Source organism: Mycobacterium sp. 1164966.3 (assembly GCF_001665395.1).
Classification (GTDB): Bacteria; Actinomycetota; Actinomycetes; order Mycobacteriales; family Mycobacteriaceae; genus Mycobacterium.
On record NZ_LZSG01000029.1, the window covers coordinates 17,083 to 37,115 of the forward strand.

Here is a 20,033-nt window from a genome sequence, read left to right on the forward strand (position 1 = left end):
CCGCCACCCCATACCGCACCACCAGATCGGCCCGCCACCATCGCACGTCCCACAACCGGCGAGTATGTCCAGGAGACAAGTCCGTCCCAGCTACTATCGCTTGAGTGTCGGACGGCGAACAGGCGAAACCACGTCGGCGCCGGGGCCGGCGCCGCGGTCGTGGCGCTGCAGGTTCCGCCCAGAACCACGTGGACAACCAGCCGACCGGTGACGCAGCGTCGACGAAACCGCGCAGGTCTCGCTCACCGCGCCGCGCGCCGGAGCGGCTGCGCACGGTGCACGAAACATCCGCCGGCGGACTGGTCATCGATGGCATCGACGGGCCCCGCGAGTCACAGGTAGCGGCGCTGATTGGTCGCGTCGACCGGCGTGGCCGGATGCTGTGGTCGCTGCCCAAGGGCCACATCGAGATGGGCGAAACCGCCGAACAGACCGCCATTCGTGAGGTCGCCGAGGAAACCGGGATCCGCGGCAGCGTGCTCGCCGCTCTCGGGCGCATCGACTACTGGTTCGTCACCGACGGCCGTCGCGTACACAAGACGGTGCACCACTATTTGATGAAGTTCTCCGGTGGCGAGCTCTCCGACGAGGACCTCGAGGTCGCCGAAGTGGCCTGGGTCCCAATGCGCGAGCTCCCGTCGCGGCTGGCCTACGCCGACGAACGCCGGCTGGCCGAGGTGGCCGACGAACTGATCGACAAACTTCAGAGCGACGGCCCGGCCGCGCTTCCGCCGCTACCGCCCAGCTCCCCGCGGCGACGACCACAGACACACTCGCGCACCCGCCACTCCGAAGAACGCGCCGCGGGCCCGAGGAACGGCCGCGAGCCGGGGCCGTGACTGCGCCGCGAACCTGGTGGGCCGGCTTGGTGCGCCTCGCCGCGGTCATCGGCATGGTGGCCGGCTTTTCCGTGGTATTCACCGGATCAGTCGCTGCGCCGCGGGCGGTCGCCGGCGAGCCCAGCGCGACGCCGTTCATCCATGTCCGCATCGACCAGGTGACGCCCGACGTGGTCACCACCACAAGCGACCCGGTCGTCACCGTCACCGGGATGGTCACCAACGTCGGCGACCGGCCGGTGCACGACGTCATGGTCCGGCTCGAACACGCGGCGGCCGTCGTTTCGTCAGCCGGTCTACGGACCTCGCTCGACGGCGGCACCGACGAGTACCAGCCGGCCGGGGACTTCGCCACAATCGCCCCCGAACTGCAGCGCGGCCAGGAGGCCGGCTTCGTCCTCACCGCGCCGCTGCGCTCACTGACCAAGCCGTCGCTGGGCGTCGGGCAGCCGGGGGTCTTCCCGATACTCGTCAACGCCAATGGCACACCCGACTACGGCGCGCCCGCCCGTCTCGACAACGCGCGCTTCCTGCTGCCGGTCGTGGGTGTCCCCCCCGACAAAGCCGACGACCTGAGCGGAGCCGTCGCACCCGACACCTCCAAACCGGTGTGGATCACCATGCTGTGGCCGCTGGCCGACCACCCCCGGCTGGCCCCCGGCGCCCCCGGCGGCACCCTTCCGGTCCGCCTGGTCGACGACGACCTGGCGACCTCACTGGCCACGGGCGGTCGGCTCGACATCCTGCTGTCCGCGGCCGAGGTGGCCACCAGCCACGATGTCGACCCCGACGGCGCCGTCGGGCGAGCGCTGTGCCTGGCGGTCGACCCGGATCTGCTGGTCACCGTCAACGCGATGACCGGCGGGTATGTCGTGTCCAAACCTGCCGGCGGGGCCACTCAACAAACCCATCCCGGCACCGGCCAAGCGTCGGCGACCACCTGGCTGAACCGGCTGCGTGCACTGGCCCACCGAACCTGCGTGACGCCGCTACCGTATGCGCAAGCCGATCTCGATGCCCTGCAACGCGTCAACGACCGCGGGCTGAGCGCGATCGCCACCCACAGCGGCGGCGACGTCGTCGACCGCATCCTCGACGTCACCTCCACCCGGGCAGCCACCGTGTTGCCCGACGGCCCGCTGACCCACCGCGCGGTCGATCTGCTCAATGCCAACGACAGCACCGTCGCGGTCGCGGCGGCCGACTTCTCGGCTCAAGACACGGCGCGCGGATCCCACGCCGCCGACACCGTGCCGCGGCGCCTGTCCCCGCACGTGGTGGTCGCGCCGTTCGACCCGGCCGTTGGCGCCGCGCTGGCCGGGGCGGGCAACAGCCCGCTGGCTCCCACCTATCTGGACCCTTCGTTGTCGGTGCGGCTGACACATGACTCGGTTACCGCGCGCCGGCAGGATGCGCTGGGCTCCATGTTCTGGCGCAGCCTGGACCGCGACGCCGCGCCGCGCACCCAGCTACTGGTGCCGCCGGCATCGTGGAACTTGCAGAGCGATGACGCGCAACTCATCCTGACCGCGCTGGCCACCACCATCCGGTCCGGCCTGGCGGTCCCGCGTCCGCTCACCGCGGTCATCGCCGACGCCGCCGCGCAGATCGGGATCGGCGCACCGGAACCGCCTGGCCCCTACCCCTCGCCGCGCGGCCAGTTCAGCGACGAGGTCACCGGCCAGATCGCCGGCCAGGTCGGCCGGCTGTGGGGCCTGACCTCGGCGTTGATGACCGATGACCGGACCGGGTTGACCGGCGTCCAGTACACCGCGCCGCTACGCGAGGACATGCTGCGCGCGCTCAGCCAGTCCCAGCCGCCGGACACCCGCAACGGGCTGGCCCAACAACGCCTCGCGGTCGTCGGCAAGACGATCAACGACCTGTTCGGGGCGGTGACGATCGTCAACCCGGGCGGCTCCTACACCCTGGCCACCGAGCACAGTCCGCTTCCGCTGGCCTTGCACAATGGCCTGGCCGTGCCGATCCGGGTGCGACTGCAGGTCGACACTCCGCCGGGGATGAGCGTCACCGACGTCGGCCAGATCGAGCTGCCGCCGGGATACCTGCCGCTGCGGGTGCCGATCGAAGTGCGCTTCACCCAGCGCGTTGCGATCGACGTATCGCTGCGGACCCCGGACGGCGCCCGGCTGGGCGAGCCGGTCCGGTTCTCGGTGCACTCCAACGCCTACGGCAAGGTGCTGTTCGCGATCACACTGACGGCGGCGGCCGTGCTGGTGGCCCTGGCGGGGCGGCGGCTGTGGCACCGCTTCCGCGGCCAGCCCGACCGCGCCGACCTCGACCGTCCCGACCCGCCGTCTCATCACACGAAGGCCGATCCGCCGCCGCGGGTCGATGATCGGGTCGACGAACAGCACAGAGTTTGATGAAGCCCGCCTCTCGTCGGCCCGAGCGATCACCGCAGCGACGCACAGCACCCGCTCGGGTCGTAAGTCCGCCCCGCCTGCCGGCGCCTGAGCCGGCCGCGCGGCGACCCGAACTGTCCGATGCCGCGCTGGTATCGCGGTCCTGGGGGATGGCGTTCGCGACGCTGATCAGCCGGATCACCGGCTTCGCCCGCATCGTGCTGCTCGCCGCGATCCTGGGTGCGGCGCTGTCCAGCGCCTTCTCGGTGGCCAATCAGCTGCCGAACCTGGTCGCCGCTCTGGTGCTGGAGGCGACGTTCACCGCGATCTTCGTTCCGGTGCTGGCCCGCGCTGAGCAGGGCGACCCCGACGGCGGCGCGGCGTTCGTGCGGCGTCTGGTCACGTTGACGACTACCCTGCTGTTGATCGCCACGGTGCTGTCGGTGCTCGCTGCGCCGGTGCTGGTGCGACTGATGCTGGGCCGCAATCCACAGGTCAACGAACCCCTGACCACCGCCTTCGCCTACCTGCTATTGCCGCAGGTCCTCGCCTACGGCCTGACATCTGTCTTCATGGCAATCTTGAACACCCGCAACGTTTTTGGGCCGCCGGCGTGGGCGCCCGTCGTCAACAACGTGGTGGCGATTGCCACGCTGGTGGTGTACCTGCTGGTACCGGGCGAGCTGTCGGTCGACCCGGTCCGGATGGGGAACACGAAACTCCTGGTCCTCGCGGTCGGCACCAGCCTGGGGGTGTTCGCGCAGACCGCGGTCCTGCTGGTGGCGATCGGTCGCCAGCACATCAGCCTGCGTCCGCTGTGGGGAATCGACGAGCGGCTCAAGCGTTTCGGCGCCATGGCCGCCGCGATGGTGCTGTACGTGGTGATCAGTCAGCTCGGTCTGGTGATCGGCAATCAGATCGCCAGCACGGCGGCGGCTTCCGGACCAGCGATCTACAACTACACGTGGCTGGTGTTGATGCTGCCCTTCGGCATGATCGGGGTCACCGTGCTGACCGTGGTGATGCCGCGGCTGAGCCGCAACGCCGCCGCTGACGACACCCGGGCGGTGCTCGCCGACCTGTCGCTGGCCACCCGCCTGACAATGATCACGCTGATCCCGATCGTGGCATTCATGACCGTCGGCGGCCCGGCGATGGGCAGTGCCCTGTTCGCCTACGGCCACTTCGGCGGCGTCGACGCCGGCTACCTGGGTGCGGCGATCTCACTTTCCGCGTTCACCTTGATTCCGTACGCACTGGTGCTGTTGCAGCTGCGGGTGTTCTACGCCCGCGAGCAGCCCTGGACGCCGATCGTGATCATCCTGGTGATCACCACCGTGAAGATCGCCGGCTCGGTGCTGGCTCCACACGTCACCGGCGACCCCAAGCTGGTCGCCGGCTACCTCGGGCTGGCAAACGGCCTGGGCTTTCTGGCTGGCGCGATCGTCGGCTACTACCTGCTGCGGCGTGCGCTGCGCCCGCGCGGTGGCCACCTCGTCGGCGCGAACGAAACGCGGACCATCCTGGTGACGACCGCCGCGTCGCTGCTGGCGGGCCTGCTCGCCCACGTGGCCGACCGGCTGCTGAAACTGGGCTCACTGACGGCTCACTTCGGCGGCGCGGGCTCGCTGTTGCGGCTGCTGATATTGGCGACGATCATGCTCCCGATCATGGCGGTGGTGATGCTGCGCGGGCAGGTTCCCGAGGCGCATGCGGCGCTGGGCGCCATCCGCCGCCGGATCCGCGGGCCTGCACCGCTGCGAAAAGCCCCGGTACCGGTTAAATCGTCTCGCAGCGGCCCCGTCACGTACCCTGAGCAGAGGAATTCGACCCCGCCGGGGCCAGATGCGGTCCAGGAGCCGATCCGGCGCAGACCTCCCGAGCGCGGCACCAGAGCCGGAATAGCGAAAGGACTGGAGGTGAGCGACCGCCCATTGGAGAGCACCTCGCCCGATTTCGCATCCGGCTCCGCGCGCGGTCACGACGTCCAGCGCCCGGTTGCCGACGACTTCCACCCCGACATTCCCGACACGCCTGATGTTCACGAGCCCGGTCCCAAGTCGCCACCTCGCTCGTCCGACGAGCTGAACGGCGACCTGTCCCCCGATCCCACCCGTCAGCCGCTTGCCTTCGACGCGCCCCGCGAACCCGGGCCCGAATCGTCGGCGGCATCCGACGACGTCCATTTGGTGCCGGGCGCTCGTATCGCCGGTGGCCGCTACCGGCTGCTGGTCTTCCACGGTGGCGCACCCCCCTTGCAGTTCTGGCAGGCGCTGGACACCGCACTGGACCGGCAGGTCGCGCTGACCTTCATTGACCCGGACGGGGCGCTGCCCCCCGAGGTGCTCCAGGAGATCTTGGCCCGTACCCTGCGGCTCAGCCGGATCGACACGCCCGGTGTGGCGCGGGTGCTCGACGTCGTCCACACCGGCGCGGGTGGCTTGGTGGTTTCGGAGTGGATTCGGGGCGGCTCGCTGCAGGAGGTCGCCGACACCGCACCGTCACCCGTCGGCGCCGTCCGGGCAATGCAGTCGCTGGCCGCGGCGGCCGCGGCCGCTCACCGTGCCGGTGTCGCGCTGTCGATCGACCATCCCGCGCGGGTGCGCGTCAGCATCGACGGCGATGTCGTTTTGGCGTACCCGGCGACCATGCCCGACGCCAACCCGCAGAACGACATCCGCGGAATCGGCGCGGCGTTATATGCGCTGCTGGTCAACCGGTGGCCACTGCAGGAGTCCGGGGTGCGCAGCGGGCTGGCGCCGGCCAAGCGGGACGCAACTGGCAACCCGCTCGAACCCACCGTCATCGAACCCGACATCCCGTTCCAGATTTCGGCGGTGGCCGCTCGTTCCGTTCAAGAGGACGGCGGGATACGCAGCGCCTCAACGCTTCTGAACTTGCTACAGCAGGCGACCGCGGTAGCCGACCGCACCGAGGTGCTCGGCCCGATCGACGATTCCGACGCCATCGACGAACCGCCGACCTCAGCGTCGCGGCGCCCGTCGACGGTTCGTGACGCCGGACCCCTGGGTAATCAGCGCCGCAACGTGCTGATCGGTATCGGCGCCGCAGCCGTCGTCATCGTCGTGACCCTGCTGGTGATTGCCCAACTGGTGAACAAGATCTTCGGTGGCGTCGGCGGCGGCTTCAGCAAGGAAGAGCTCGGCCTGAACACCCCGACGTCGGCGACGGCGTCGGCCTCGCCCAGCAACGCGCCCGCCGGCAGCGTGGTCAAACCGACCAAGGCGGCGGTCTTCTCCCCCGGCGGCGAAGCCGACTCTCCGGGCACGGCCGGCAACGTGATCGACGGCAACGCGGGCACCTCCTGGGAAACCGACGTCTACAGCGACCCGGTCCCGTTCCCCGGCTTCAAGAACGGCGTCGGCCTGATTTTGCAGCTGCCGCAGCCCACGGTCGTCGGCGCGGTAACCATCGACGTCGCCAGCACCGGCACCAAGGTCGAGATCCGCTCGGCCAACACCGCGACGCCGGCGAAGCTCGAGGACACCACGCTGCTGACTGGAGCCACAGCGCTCAAACCCGGCCGCAACACCATCTCGGTGAAGTCCTCCTCGCCGACGTCGAATCTGCTGGTGTGGATCTCCACGTTGGGCACCCTGGATGGCAAGAGCCAGGCTCGCATCTCCGAAATCACGGTCCAGGCGGCGTCATAACCCGGCCCTAGCCGGCGCGACGGGTGAAGTGCCGCGCGGCACCCGATTGGCTACTGTCCCGGCTCGTGGGCTTCGGGCGAAACATCAAGCGAGACCGCACCGATGGCGAGTTGCTGGCCGCCCACGTCGCCGGCGACCGGTACGCGTTCGACGAGCTTTTCCACCGCCACCGACGACAACTGCATCGGCTCGCTCGGCTCACCAGCCAAACCCCCGAAGACGCCGAAGACGCGCTGCAGGATGCCATGCTCTCAGCCCACCGCGGCGCGGGTTCCTTCCGGAATGACGCCGCCGTGCGCAGCTGGCTGCACCGCATCGTGGTCAACGCCTGCCTGGACCGTCTGCGGCGCGCCAAAGCCCATCCCACCAGTCCGTTGCAGGACGTCCATTGGGTAGCCGATCGGACGGCGCAGGTGGAGACGGCGATCCTGGTGCATCGAGCGCTGATGCGGCTGCCCGTCGAGCAGCGCGCAGCGGTGGTGGCCGTCGACATGGAGGGCTATTCGATCGCCGATACCGCCCGGCTGTTGGGCATCGCCGAGGGCACGGTCAAGAGTCGGTGCGCTCGTGCTCGCGCCCGGCTCGCCGACCTGCTCGGTTACCTGAACACCGGCGTCGGCGCCGCGTCGGATCGACCGGCCAGTCAGTGCTGACCCCTGTGCGTAGCCATCGAACTGTGCATCAAGGACACTGGGGCGGATGGGTGCACCCGATAGTGATCCGCCGCAGCACGGTGAAAGCGATGCCGACCCGCCGCTGACCGTTGATCTGCTCGCCGACCTGCAGGCCGGCCTGCTCGACGACGACGTTGCCGCTCGAGTGCGCAGCCGGGTGCGCGCCGATCCCGAGGCCGAGGACATCCTGCGGGCCCTGAACCGGGTGCGTACCGATTTGGGCGACCTGGGCGCCGACTCGAACTCGGCTGCGCCGCCCGCAGGCGTCACCGCGGCTCTCAGGTCATCGGCCGCCGCCCACTCCGCCCGTCCCCCAATCCGTCCCGGCCGCTTGATCGCGGTCGTCGCCGGTTCGGGTGCGCTGATCGTCGCCGTCGGTCTGGGTACTTCAGCGCTGTTGAACGCGCCCCAGCCGACGTCCAGCACGCAGGCGACCGCTGACCACATCACGGTGCCGGGCCCGGCCACCGGCGCCACAGCCGCGCTTCCGCTGTCGCAGGCCCAAATCCTCGAACTGCTCGACCACAGCCCCGACTACGGCAGCCATGGCGCTCTCGAGGATCCACCGCGGCGAGCATCATGCCTACGCGGCCTTGGCTATCCACCGTCCACCTCGGTCTTGGGTGCGCGGCCGGTCGAGGTGAACTCACGTCCGGCGGTGCTGCTGGTGCTGCCCGGTGATACGCCGCAGGACTTGGCCGTCTTCGCTGTGGGACTGAACTGCAGCGCGGTTGACACCGGGTTGCTGGCCAGCACGCAGGTTCCCCGCTCATGAGCGGCGTTCAGGGTGTTGTGCGACTTGCGCGGGAACAGCCGCGCCTACGCTGGCGTTCGAAGGCTTAGCTCTTGTCAGTGCTTTTATCAGTGCCCGTACCCGAAAGGCTCGCATGACTGCTTCTGCTGATGACACTGTCCACGAAGTAATCGTTATCGGTTCGGGCCCCGCCGGATACACCGCGGCTCTCTACACCGCGCGCGCCCAGCTTGCGCCGCTGGTTTTCGAAGGCACCTCGTTCGGTGGCGCGCTGATGACCACCACCGACGTGGAGAACTATCCCGGCTTCCGGGACGGCATCACCGGCCCGGAGCTGATGGACGAGATGCGCGAGCAGGCGCTTCGTTTCGGTGCGGACCTGCGGATGGAAGACGTGGAGTCGGTGTCGCTGGATGGGCCGGTGAAGTCCGTCGTCACCGCTGAGGGGGAAACTCATCGCGCCCGCGCCGTGATCCTGGCGATGGGCGCCGCCGCCCGTTACCTGCACGTTCCGGGCGAGCAGGAGCTGCTGGGTCGCGGCGTCAGCTCCTGTGCCACCTGCGACGGCTTCTTCTTCCGCGATCAGGACATCGCCGTCATCGGCGGCGGTGACTCGGCGATGGAAGAGGCGACCTTCTTGACCCGGTTCGCGCGCAGCGTCACGCTGGTACACCGCCGCGACGAGTTCCGGGCCTCCAAGATCATGCTCAATCGGGCCCGCAGCAACGAGAAGATCAAGTTCCTCACCAACCACACCGTGGTGGCGGTCGAAGGCGATACCACGGTGACCGGACTGAAGGTGCGCGACACGGTCAACGGTAAGGAGACCACCCTGCCGGTGACCGGCGTGTTCGTCGCGATCGGCCATGAGCCGCGTTCCGAACTGGTGCGCGATGCCGTGGAAGTCGACCCGGACGGTTACGTGTTGGTCAAAGGACGCACCACGAGCACCTCGCTGGAAGGTGTGTTCGCGGCCGGGGACCTGGTGGACCGCACCTACCGGCAGGCGGTCACAGCCGCGGGCAGCGGCTGTGCTGCGGCCATCGACGCCGAGCGTTGGCTGGCCGAGCACGCAGACTCGGCCCACGAGGGCGAAACGGCTGGAAACGCTGGCAGTACCGATTTGATTGGAGCACCACGATGACCGACACCGAAAACGCCGGGGCCACAGTAGAAGTGTCCGATGCGTCCTTCTCGACGGAGGTGTTGTCCAGCAATAAGCCTGTGCTGGTTGACTTTTGGGCAACATGGTGTGGACCTTGCAAGATGGTGGCCCCGGTGCTCGAGGAGATCGCGGCCGAGCAGGGAGGGCAACTCACCGTCGCCAAGCTCGACGTGGACGCCAACCCCGAAACTGCGCGCGATTTTCAAGTGGTTTCGATACCCACGCTGATCCTGTTCAAGGATGGTCAGCCGGTGAAACGAATCGTGGGCGCGAAGGGTAAGGCTGCGCTGTTGCGCGAGCTTTCCGACGCGGTACCCGGCCTTTAACGCGGCGATCGCAAGCGCGGCGCAGCCGGAGGAAGCGCGTCGCCGCCATCGATAACAGCGGCGATCGCAAGCGCGGCGCAGCCGGGGGAAGCGGGTCGCCGCCATCGATAACAGCCTGGTCTGGTTCGGCACACCACACGCTCGATTAGCCTGGGGTTTTCCGAAAATCGTCAAGGATCTGCGACAATACCGGCTAACTGTTATGCATTGACTAGCGAGATCAGGTAGTCCCGGAGGGCCCTTGGTATGTCGAGTTCGCGCCGCGAAGCCGGCGACGCGTTGCGCGCTGGTGACCGTGGCGCCGCTGTTACCGAGATTCGGGCTGCGCTCGCCGCGCTGGGAATGCTTGACAACCCCGACGAGGAACTGAACACCGGCAGGCATCTAGCGCTCGATGTCTTCGACGACGAGCTCGACGAGGCGGTTCGCGCCTTCCAGCAACATCGCGGACTGCTCGTGGACGGCGTCGTCGGCGAGGCTACTTACCGGGCGATCAAGGAGGCCTCCTACCGGCTTGGTGCCCGTACGCTGTATCACCAATTCGGTGCGCCGCTTTACGGCGACGACGTGGCAACGCTACAAGCCCGGTTGCAAGACCTCGGTTTCTACACCGGTCTGGTGGATGGGCACTTCGGCTTGCAGACGCACAACGCACTGATGTCCTACCAACGTGAGTACGGTCTTGCCGCCGACGGTATCTGCGGGCCAGAAACGTTACGCTCCTTGTACTTTCTGAGTTCGCGGGTTACCGGGGGTTCGCCGCACGCCATCCGCGAGGAGGAACTGGTGCGACGGTCCGGGCCGAAATTGTCTGGTAAACGGATCATTATCGATCCGGGCCGCGGTGGCGCGGACCACGGCCTGATCACCCAGAGTCCAGATGGTCCGATCAGCGAAGCAGACGTGTTGTGGGACTTGGCAAGTCGTCTTGAGGGCCGAATGACTGCCATCGGCATGGAGACGTTTCTGTCCCGGCCGACCAATCGCAGCCCGTCCGACGCCGAGCGGGCAGCCACCGCCAACAATGTCGGTGCCGATCTGATGATCAGCCTCCGCTGCGAGTCCCAGGCCAGTCCCGCGGCCAACGGCGTCGCATCGTTTCACTTCGGAAACTCGCACGGTTCGGTTTCCACCATCGGCCGCAACCTCGCCGATTTCATTCAACGGGAAGTCGTGGCCCGCACGGGTTTACGCGATTGCCGTACGCATGGCCGGACGTGGGACCTGCTGCGACTAACCCGGATGCCGACCGTTCAGGTCGACATCGGTTACATCACTAACCCGCGCGATCGCGGGATGCTCGTCTCGACGCAGACCCGCGATGCCATCGCCGAAGGCATTCTCGCTGCGGTCAAGCGCCTGTACCTCTTGGGCAAGAACGATCGCCCTACTGGCACATTCACTTTCGCTGAGTTGCTGGCCCACGAATTATCCGTGGAGCGGGCCACCCGAAGCGGTTCCTAACTTTCCGGCGCGTGCGCGCTGGTGGCTGTTGCCCCAGCCCCAACCGGTTGTTGCAGTTGAGCATTCGCCAACAATCGCTCCAGCGCGGCCTCGACTTCTGCTTTCCACCCCAGGCCCTTGTCGAGTTCGAGCCGCAGCCGCGGGAAGTACCGGTGTGGTGCGACCACAATGAAACCCATGTCCTGCAAGAAGTCCGCGTCGATGATGCAGTGGTCCACCGAGCAGTCGCCGAGCGCCTCCAGCACCGGCTGCACGTCGGGATCCACCTTGCGGGGATCCTGCAATTCGGAGGCGGCTGGGGTACGGCCGAAAGCCTCCAGCGCCCGCACTCCGCGACGCACCAACTCGTCGATCACCCGCGCGATCAGGCTGTGTGGCAGGTCGTCGGCGGCTTGCCCGACTTCGATACCCATCGACGTCAGCAACACGGCGTCGGCGGACACCGGCGCGGTGGGAAACCGGTGCGCACGCGGTACCGCCCCGGGTGGAGCGTAGAGGACATACCCCAGGCAGGGCGGTTCGGCGTTGCTGCGCTCGTCGGGGATCGCGGTCGCAACCTGTCCGCACGATCCCCATTCCAGCATCACCATCGACAACCAAGCCTCTTTCTCGAACTCCGGATCGGCGAGGTGGTCTCGGTTACCGAGCGTCGCGGGGTCGACCTCCCAGAAGACGCAGCGCCGTGCGTGCTTGGGAAGCTGCTCGAAGGCTTCGAGCCGCAGCGGTGTGATTCGAGCAGACACTAGTCTCCTGGCCTCCGTGCGGTACTGCGGCCCGGCTGCCCCCAGGCCGGGCTGCACCGGCAACCTCTCCAGAATAAGAGAGTTTCGGAGCATCGGGCCAGTTTTGCCGGCTCCGCTCGCGCGCTGGCGCCACGACGATCTCCGCAACTCCCCCACCGCCCACTGCCGTCCCGGAGAGAACGCCGAAATAGCTTGACGCACAGTACGTCTCGGTTGCAGTTCGGTGACAGGGCGGGGTGTCGTGCCACGCCGAACCGGCACAATGTCACAGTGACGTAATTACAGCGTATGCCGGATCATGCTTTGGGCGCGGTCATCATGTCGATGATGCGCTGCAGATCGTCTACCGAGGCGAACTCCACCACGATCTTGCCCTTGCGTTTGCCGAGGGTGACGGTAACCCGCGTGTCGAAGGCGTTCGACAGTCGTTCAGCAACGTCTTGCAGGCCTGGCATCTGAATCGGCTTGCGCCGCGGATGTGCCGGCTTGGCCGCGCCGCTGCGATTGGCCTCGTGGTTGGCGACGGTGACGGCTTCCTCGGTGGCCCGCACCGACAGGCCCTCGGCGACGATCCGGCTCGCCAGCTCCTCCTGCGCGTCGGGTCCGGCCTCCAACGAGAGCAGCGCCCGCGCATGACCGGCGGACAGCACCCCCGCGGCCACCCGGCGCTGCACGGGGATGGGCAACTTGAGCAGCCGGATCATATTGGTGATCAGCGGACGTGACCGCCCAATGCGGGCGGCCAGTTCGTCGTGGGTGACCCCGAATTCGTCGAGCAGTTGTTGGTAGGCCGCCGCCTCTTCCAAGGGGTTCAGCTGCACCCGGTGGATGTTCTCCAACAGGGCATCGCGCAACAGGTTGTCGTCACCGGTCTCGCGCACGATGGCCGGGATGGTGGCCAGGCCCGCCTCCTGAGCCGCCCGCCACCGCCGCTCCCCCATCACTAGCTGGTAGCGGGCGCCGCTCTGGGAACCGCTGACCGCCCGCACCACGATCGGCTGCAGCAGACCGAACTCGCGAATGGAGTGCACCAGCTCGGCCAAAGCCTCGTCGTCGAACACCTGCCGCGGCTGGCGGGGATTGGCCTCGATGTCAGCGGGGGCGATCTCCCGATAGACCGCGCCGATAGCTCCGATAGCCCCAGCATCCGGCGCCGGTCCGCCGATGACGACATCGGCGGCGGCGGAGCCCATCTTCGGCCCGAGGCCGTCGGCATCGGTGGGTCCGGTGGGGATCAGCGAAGCCAGCCCGCGGCCGAGGCCGCCTTTCCTGCGTGACGGCTGCGTCATTCTCGTCCCTTCGCGGATGATGGTCGGTCGCGTTCGGCGAGCTCCCGGCTCGCGTCCAGATAGCTCATTGCCCCGCGCGAGCCGGGATCGTAATCAATGATCGTCATGCTGTAGCCCGGGGCTTCGGAGACCTTGACGCTGCGCGGGATCACAGTACGCAACACCTTGCTGCCGAAGTAGCGGCGCACCTCCGCGGCCACCTGGTCGGCGAGTTTTGTCCGGCCGTCGTGCATGGTCAGGATGACGGTGGTCACGTCGAGTTGCGGGTTGAGGTGGGCCTTCACCATCTCGATGTTGCGCATCAGCTGTGACACGCCCTCCAGGGCGTAGTACTCGCATTGGATCGGGATCATCACCTCGGGCGCGGCGACGAGCGCGTTGATCGTCAACAATCCGAGCGACGGCGGGCAGTCGACGAAGACGTAGTCGAAGTCGAAGTTGTCGAGTGCCGCCAGCGCGGTGCGCAAACGGTTCTCACGGGCCACCATGCTGACCAACTCGATTTCGGCGCCGGCAAGGTCGATGGTCGCCGGCACGCAGAACAGTCGATCGCTGTGGGGGCTGCGGCGCAGCGCGGCGTGCAGTGGCACCTCGCCGAGAAGCACCTCGTACGACGACGGCGTACCCGACTGTCGGTCGGTGATGCCGAGCGCGGTGCTCGCGTTCCCCTGCGGATCGAGGTCGATCACCAGGGTCTTGAGCCCTTGGACGGCGAGGGCGGCGGCAAGGTTGACGGCAGTCGTCGTCTTACCCACACCGCCCTTTTGGTTCGCGACGGTGAACACGCGACGATGTGGCGGCCGCGGCAGGGGTTCGTGAACGGTGTGCAGTACCCGCATCGCGCGTTCGGCGGCGGCGCCGATCGGGGTGTCGTGTTCGTCCGATGTTTCACGTGAAACATCGGGGTTTCCGCCCGGCATTTGTCCATGAACGGGCTGCGCGGCTTCGGGCGGCACTTGGTGTGGTGCCACCGCCGGGCCGCCCGACGAGGTTGGACCGCTCATCGCGACCGCCTGCTGATGGGGCGCATCTGCCTCGCCCGTCGCGCTGAAACCACGGTTGCGGGTGGAGCCAAATAGTTCGCGCCACATGTGACCACCCTGACATCTACCGCCCCGGCCGCCGCCATCACACGCCGGTGCTCGCGGACTTCGTCGTGAGCGCGTTCGCCTTTGATCGCGAGCATTCGGCCCTCCGGTCGTAGCAACGCCATACTCCACTTCGTCAACTTGTCCAACGCCGCCACGGCACGCGACACCGCGACGTCCTGGCCGCCGATACGCTCGCGCACCTGCCGCTCCTCCGCTCGGCCGCGGACCACCTCGACGGGCAACCCGAGCTCGGCCACCACCTCGTGCAGGAACTCGCTTCGCCGCAGTAGCGGCTCGAGGAGCACCATCTCGACATCGGGTCGCGCGATTGCCAGCGGCAATCCGGGCAATCCCGCCCCGCTGCCGATGTCCACCACTCGGTCGCCGGACTCGAGCAGCTCGGCGACGACGGCGCTGTTGAGTAGGTGTCGTTCCCACAACCGATCGACCTCGTGGGGGCCGAGCAATCCACGCTCCACTCCGTCACTCGCCAAGATGTCAGCGTAGCGCTGTACGACCGGAAGTTTCGCCCCGAATACCGCGGCGGCTGCATCGGGCGGGTCCCCGCCCGTCACCGCCGCCCGCTCGCAAGAACCGCCATGTTTCACGTGAAACATTCCTCAATTCTCGGGCCTCCGGCTGGCCTCTTCGGAAGCTCCCGGACCGCGGCTGGTTATCAGGGCGTGCCCGTCGGCGTCAGTCTCGAAGGACTACGACCCGGCGAGACGGCTCCACGCCTTCGCTCTCGCTACGGACTCCGGCGACGGCGGCGACGGCGTCGTGCACAATCTTTCGCTCGAATGGCGTCATCGGCGACAGCTCTTCTCGCTCACCGGTCTCGAGGACCCGGCGCGCCACCTTGTCACCCAGGGCGGCCAATTCGTCCCGTCGCCGGCGCCGCCAGCTAGCTATATCGAGCATCAACCGGCTCCGCACACCCGTCTTCTGGTGCACCGCCAAACGAGTCAGTTCCTGCAGGGCGTCGAGCACCTCTCCCCCGCGCCCGACCAACTTGTTCAAGTCGTCGCTGCCGTCGATGCTCACAACCGCACGGTTGCCCTCGACATCGAGGTCGATGTCGCCGTCGAAATCGAGCAGATCCAACAACTCTTCCAAGTAGTCGCCGGCGATCTCCCCCTCGGCGACCAACCGCTCCTCGAGGTCATCGGACTGGTCGGTCTCCTCGGTCTCGTCCGCTGCGTTGTCGGCTTGCTCGTCGCGGCTGTCCGCCGCCGCATCCGGCGCAACCTCCTCGGCCGGCAGGTCGCTTTCGGCGGCGCGCTCGGTGGTGTCGGCATCCGTCATGGCTTTGTCTCCCTTGCCTGTCTTTCGGTCTCGCCTGTCTCGGACCGCGTCAGCGCTTGCGCTTCTTCGGACGTGCGCCAGGGCGTGGTGTGCGGTTGCTTGGGCCGTTATTCCGTCCGGCCGAATTCGGCTTCTTTGCTTGCGGCTGGGCCACTTCGGTCACCTGGCCGTCGGAACTCTCCGGTCCCGATTCGGCTTCCCCGTCGGACTCGGTCGCTGATCCGGCCACCACTTTCGGCGGCCGTTTGGGCTTGGCGCCCGGCGCCGGCGCGTTGGCCGACCGCCGGGCAATGGCTTCTTGTCTCTTGACTTCGTCCTCTTTTTCGATCATCCCGAACACGTAGTGCTGCTGACCGAAGGTCCAGATGTTGTTCGAGAACCAGTACAGGATGATCGCCAGCGGAAGAAACGGCCCGCCGGCCACCACGCCGAACGGAAACACGTACAGCGCCAGCTTGTTCATGATCGCGGTCTGCGGATTCGCCGCCGCTTCCGGGCTCTGCCGTGCCACCGATGCCCGGCTGTTGAAGTAGGTGGCGATGCCGGCCAGGATCATCACCGGTAGCCCGACGGCTATCACCGCGGGCCGGGAGAATGCGCCGAAGTCGGTAAAGGCCTTGATGCCGGTCGTCTGCGTCATCGTCGCCCCGATGGGTGCACCGAAAAGGTTCGCGTCCAGGAAATGTCCGACATCGCTCGGGCTGAAGACATAATTGCGCGTTGCACGGTTCTGGGCGACCGTCATCTGCGGTCCACCCACCCCGCCGAACAAGCCGCCGGTGGCTGTCCGGTTGAACGAGCGCAACACGTGATACAGGCCGAGAAACACCGGGAGTTGGGCCAGCATCGGCAGGCAGCCGAGGATCGGATTGAACCCATGTTCGCGCTGCAGCTTCTGCATTTCCAAGGCCATGCGCTGACGGTCCTTGCCGTATTTCTTTTGCAGCGCTTTGATCTGCGGTTGCAACTCCTGCATCTGCCTGGTGGTGCGGATCTGCTTGACGAAGGGCTGGTAGAGCAGCGCCCGCAAGGTAAACACCAGAAACATGACCGAGAGTGCCCAGGCAAAAAAGTTCGACGGTCCCAGCACCGCGGCGAACAGCTTGTACCAAACCCACATGATCGCCGACACGGGGTAGTACACGAAGTCGAGGCTGAAAGGATCAAACGGCAAAAGACTCACTCCTGGTGTCCACGTGTTGCGCACGGCATTCGCGGCGCTCGGGTATCGGATCCCATCCTCCCCGGTGCCATGGTCCGCACTTGGCGAGTCTGGCGGCGGCCAGCCAACTACCCCGAATCAAGCCGTACTCCGTCAGGGCGTCCACGGCGTACTGGCTACAGGTCGGAATGAAACGGCAGGTCGCCGGCCGCAACGGCGAAACCATGTGCCGGTAAAGCTGAATGAGGAAAATCAGGCCGCGCGCCCCAGCCCGGCCCAGCCCGCTCAGCGAGCCCTTCACCGGCCGATTCCCGCCAACTCGAAAGCGCGCCGCAGCCCGGCGCGCAACTGTTGCTCGAGCCAAGCCGACGACACGTGCCGGCTGCTCGGCAACGCACGAATCACCACCAGGTCCGATCGATCGAGATCCCCCAGCATCGTCCGCGCGATGTGGCGCAGTCGGCGCGCGACCTGGTGTCGCTGCACAGCCGAGCCCACCGACTTGGCGATGATCAGCCCAACCCGGGGACCGTTGCCGCTCCCCTGATCGCTGCCGCGCCGCACATGCACGATGAGGTCGGACTGCACGGTACGCATGCCGTACTTCACCGTCTCGTCGAACTCGGTTGACCGCCTCATGCGGTTATTTGCGGGTAGCACCGCCCAAGGACCTGGTGTTGCGTTCAGGCAGACAGCACACGCCGGCCTTTACGGCGGCGGCCGGAGACGATCGAACGCCCGGCGCGGGTGCGCATCCGCAGTCGGAAACCATGCACGCGGGCTCGGCGCCGGTTGTTGGGCTGGAAGGTCCGCTTGCCCTTGGCCACGGCGTTCTCCTCGTTGTGTCCGGCTCGAGTGTCCGAGCCATCCGGCCGCACGCACTTTGCAACTGGGTTGGTCCGCTGGGCGCCCGGGATTGGTTGGGGCTTGTCTTGCTACTGGCCGGCGCGGTCCCCTGGCTGTCATTTCGGCGTCAGTTCGGGTCGCAGCCGTATCGCCGACTTTCGGGCGACTTTTTGAGGGTACTGACGTCCGTTCGCCGGGTCAAACCTGGCCTCTCCCAACGCACGACCTGCATTGGCTGCCAACCAAACCCACGCCCGCCTGGCACGACCCAAATGAACCTCGGCGTAATGTTGCGAAACTGTTGGCAGCCGCACAGAAAACTGTTAGCTTCGGTCTCGGACTGGAGCGGCGGTCGACAACTCAGCAAGGATGGCAGAACGACGGGCGCCTAGACGACCTCCACGGGTTGTCTCCAGAACGAAGTCGTAAGCCGTCGCCGAGCGGCTAGTTTATGATCGTCCTGTCCACAGCTGTGGATAAGCATGTGGACAGTTGCTCCGGTCGCTAAAAGCGGTTGTACCCAGCCCTAAATTTGCGAGAACCAGGGAGATGCGTCGTTGACCGATGATCCCGGTTCCGGTTTCACAAAGGTGTGGAACGCGGTCGTATCCGAGCTCAACGGTGAGTCAGATCCAGACGGCGGGCCCACCAGCGGTACAACTCTTGTCACCCCGCTGACTCCCCAGCAAAGAGCCTGGCTCAACCTGGTGCAACCACTCACGATCGTGGAGGGGTTTGCTCTGCTGTCGGTGCCTAGCAGTTTCGTGCAAAACGAAATCGAACGTCACCTGCGAACCCCGATCACCGATGCGCTCAGCCGACGACTTGGTCAGCAGATCCAACTGGGGGTGCGGATCGCGCCGACTGCCGAGAACGACGCCGACGACACCCCGTTCACGCCCGCCGACGCATTCCCCCAAGTTGACGAGATCGCTACCGACACCGGCATCGACAATCGTCTGGACGGCCTCGAAGGTCTTGACGGTGACGAAGGCTACGAGAACGGTGAGACGCTCGGCAGCGCTCACCAGAGCTGGCCGACCTACTTCACCAAGCGTCCCGCCGAATCCGGCAACGGCAGCGGGACGAGCCTCAACCGCCGCTACACCTTCGACACGTTCGTGATCGGCGCCTCCAACCGGTTTGCCCACGCGGCGGCGCTGGCGATCGCCGAAGCACCGGCGCGCGCCTACAACCCGCTGTTCATCTGGGGCGAATCCGGGCTGGGCAAGACGCACCTGCTGCACGCGGCCGGCAACTACGCCCAACGACTCTTCCCTGGCATGCGGGTCAAGTACGTCTCCACCGAAGAGTTCACCAACGACTTCATCAACTCGCTGCGCGACGACCGCAAGGTCGCATTCAAACGCAGCTACCGCGACGTCGACGTGTTGCTCGTCGACGACATCCAGTTCATCGAAGGCAAGGAAGGTATCCAGGAGGAGTTCTTCCACACCTTCAACACGTTGCACAACGCGAACAAGCAAATCGTCATCTCATCTGATCGGCCGCCCAAACAGCTGGCCACGCTGGAAGACCGGTTGCGGACGCGGTTCGAGTGGGGGCTGATCACCGACGTGCAGCCGCCGGAGTTGGAGACGCGCATCGCCATCTTGCGCAAGAAGGCGCAAATGGAACGGCTCGCGGTCCCCGACGACGTACTCGAGCTCATCGCCAGCAGCATCGAACGCAACATCCGGGAGCTCGAAGGAGCCCTGATCCGGGTCACCGCGTTCGCCTCGCTGAACAAGACTCCGATTGACAGAGCGCTGGCGGAGATCGTGCTCCGTGACCTGATCGCCGACGCCAGCACCATGCAGATCAGCGCGGCGACCATCATGGCCGCCACCGCAGAATACTTCGACACCACGGTCGAAGAGCTGCGCGGGCCGGGGAAGACCCGGGCGCTGGCGCAGTCGCGACAGATCGCGATGTACCTGTGCCGGGAACTCACCGACCTGTCCCTACCGAAGATCGGCCAGGCGTTCGGCCGCGACCACACCACGGTCATGTACGCCCAGCGCAAGATTCTCTCCGAGATGGCGCAGCGACGCGAAGTCTTCGATCACGTCAAAGAGCTCACCACCCGCATCCGTCAGCGGTCCAAGCGCTGATCCGGGCCCTTCAGCCGTCGTATTTTTCAAAAAACTTTTCGCACGCGCGTCACAGCCGTCACACCGATGGGCTGTGCACAGCGCTGTGCAGACACCACGTAAATACCCCGCGCTCATTCGCAGGGCCGTGTACATCCGCACTTCATCCCCATCGGCCCAACATGAACCACACACCGCCCACGCTTGTCATCCACAACCCTGCCGCTCCCCTAGCTGCGCCG

The 20,033-nt window shown here is 66.8% G+C and carries 18 protein-coding genes; 9 read left to right on the forward strand and 9 right to left on the reverse strand.

All coding sequences use genetic code 11. The features are described 5' to 3' along the window. Positions 1–104: 104 nt before the first annotated feature. From A9W99_RS09965 to A9W99_RS10000, 8 genes are all read left to right on the forward strand, one after another. Entirely contained in the window at positions 105–839 is a 735-nt protein-coding gene (locus tag A9W99_RS09965) for an NUDIX hydrolase (protein WP_067376323.1), read from the forward strand. Further along, on the forward strand, positions 836–3,226 hold the full coding sequence (locus A9W99_RS09970; protein WP_067376326.1) for a DUF6049 family protein: 2,391 nt from the start codon (positions 836–838) through the stop codon (positions 3,224–3,226). Before A9W99_RS09965 ends, A9W99_RS09970 begins: the two co-directional genes overlap by 4 nt. 149 nt (positions 3,227–3,375) lie before the next feature. Further along, positions 3,376–6,879 (forward strand): lipid II flippase MurJ, encoded by a 3,504-nt coding sequence (locus tag A9W99_RS09975; RefSeq protein WP_371514944.1) that lies wholly within the window; start codon positions 3,376–3,378, stop codon positions 6,877–6,879. Between the two features lie 65 nt (positions 6,880–6,944). Continuing rightward, positions 6,945–7,532, forward strand: a complete 588-nt coding sequence (gene sigM / locus A9W99_RS09980; RefSeq protein WP_067376332.1) for an RNA polymerase sigma factor SigM — start codon at positions 6,945–6,947, stop codon at positions 7,530–7,532. Between the two features lie 46 nt (positions 7,533–7,578). Continuing rightward, positions 7,579–8,328, forward strand: coding sequence for a hypothetical protein (locus tag A9W99_RS09985; protein WP_067376335.1), 750 nt, complete (start codon positions 7,579–7,581; stop codon positions 8,326–8,328). A 112-nt stretch (positions 8,329–8,440) separates the two neighbouring features. Then, entirely contained in the window at positions 8,441–9,451 is a 1,011-nt protein-coding gene (gene trxB / locus A9W99_RS09990) for a thioredoxin-disulfide reductase (protein WP_067376338.1), read from the forward strand. Next, positions 9,448–9,798 (forward strand): thioredoxin, encoded by a 351-nt coding sequence (trxA, locus tag A9W99_RS09995; RefSeq protein WP_067376341.1) that lies wholly within the window; start codon positions 9,448–9,450, stop codon positions 9,796–9,798. Before trxB ends, trxA begins: the two co-directional genes overlap by 4 nt. A 246-nt stretch (positions 9,799–10,044) precedes the next feature. Next, a complete protein-coding gene (locus A9W99_RS10000) occupies positions 10,045–11,262 on the forward strand; it encodes an N-acetylmuramoyl-L-alanine amidase (RefSeq protein ID WP_067376344.1) in 1,218 nt (405 codons plus the stop codon). On the opposite strand, the gene A9W99_RS10005 is transcribed toward A9W99_RS10000, so the two are convergent. The 9 genes from A9W99_RS10005 to rpmH all read right to left on the reverse strand — a co-directional run bounded on the left by A9W99_RS10005 (position 11,259) and on the right by rpmH (position 17,679). Continuing rightward, a complete protein-coding gene (locus A9W99_RS10005; protein WP_067376347.1) occupies positions 11,259–12,005 on the reverse strand; it encodes an acetyltransferase in 747 nt (248 codons plus the stop codon). The genes A9W99_RS10000 and A9W99_RS10005 overlap by 4 nt on opposite strands. Positions 12,006–12,301: 296 nt before the next feature. Further along, positions 12,302–13,294, reverse strand: coding sequence for a ParB/RepB/Spo0J family partition protein (locus tag A9W99_RS10010; protein ID WP_067376350.1), 993 nt, complete (start codon positions 13,292–13,294; stop codon positions 12,302–12,304). After that, a complete protein-coding gene (locus tag A9W99_RS10015; RefSeq protein ID WP_371514942.1) occupies positions 13,291–14,298 on the reverse strand; it encodes a ParA family protein in 1,008 nt (335 codons plus the stop codon). The genes A9W99_RS10010 and A9W99_RS10015 overlap by 4 nt, the downstream gene beginning before the upstream one ends. Beyond that, a complete protein-coding gene (gene rsmG / locus A9W99_RS10020; protein ID WP_067376352.1) occupies positions 14,295–15,002 on the reverse strand; it encodes a 16S rRNA (guanine(527)-N(7))-methyltransferase RsmG in 708 nt (235 codons plus the stop codon). The genes A9W99_RS10015 and rsmG overlap by 4 nt, the downstream gene beginning before the upstream one ends. 79 nt (positions 15,003–15,081) lie before the next feature. Next, positions 15,082–15,690, reverse strand: a complete 609-nt coding sequence (locus tag A9W99_RS10025) for a R3H domain-containing nucleic acid-binding protein (protein ID WP_067376355.1) — start codon at positions 15,688–15,690, stop codon at positions 15,082–15,084. Between the two features lie 49 nt (positions 15,691–15,739). Next, the gene (yidC, locus tag A9W99_RS10030; protein WP_156623040.1) at positions 15,740–16,873 is read right to left on the reverse strand and encodes a membrane protein insertase YidC; all 1,134 of its coding nucleotides are present in this window, start codon (positions 16,871–16,873) and stop codon (positions 15,740–15,742) included. Next, positions 16,854–17,153, reverse strand: a complete 300-nt coding sequence (gene yidD / locus A9W99_RS10035; protein ID WP_067376361.1) for a membrane protein insertion efficiency factor YidD — start codon at positions 17,151–17,153, stop codon at positions 16,854–16,856. Before yidD ends, yidC begins: the two co-directional genes overlap by 20 nt. Further along, positions 17,150–17,512 (reverse strand): ribonuclease P protein component, encoded by a 363-nt coding sequence (gene rnpA, locus A9W99_RS10040; RefSeq protein WP_067376364.1) that lies wholly within the window; start codon positions 17,510–17,512, stop codon positions 17,150–17,152. The genes yidD and rnpA overlap by 4 nt, the downstream gene beginning before the upstream one ends. Before the next feature lie 23 nt (positions 17,513–17,535). Then, positions 17,536–17,679, reverse strand: a complete 144-nt coding sequence (gene rpmH / locus A9W99_RS26015; protein WP_082929939.1) for a 50S ribosomal protein L34 — start codon at positions 17,677–17,679, stop codon at positions 17,536–17,538. Between the two features lie 576 nt (positions 17,680–18,255). Here rpmH and dnaA point away from each other — a divergent pair. After that, positions 18,256–19,812, forward strand: coding sequence for a chromosomal replication initiator protein DnaA (dnaA, locus tag A9W99_RS10045; RefSeq protein WP_067376368.1), 1,557 nt, complete (start codon positions 18,256–18,258; stop codon positions 19,810–19,812). The last annotated feature ends 221 nt before the right edge of the window (positions 19,813–20,033 follow it).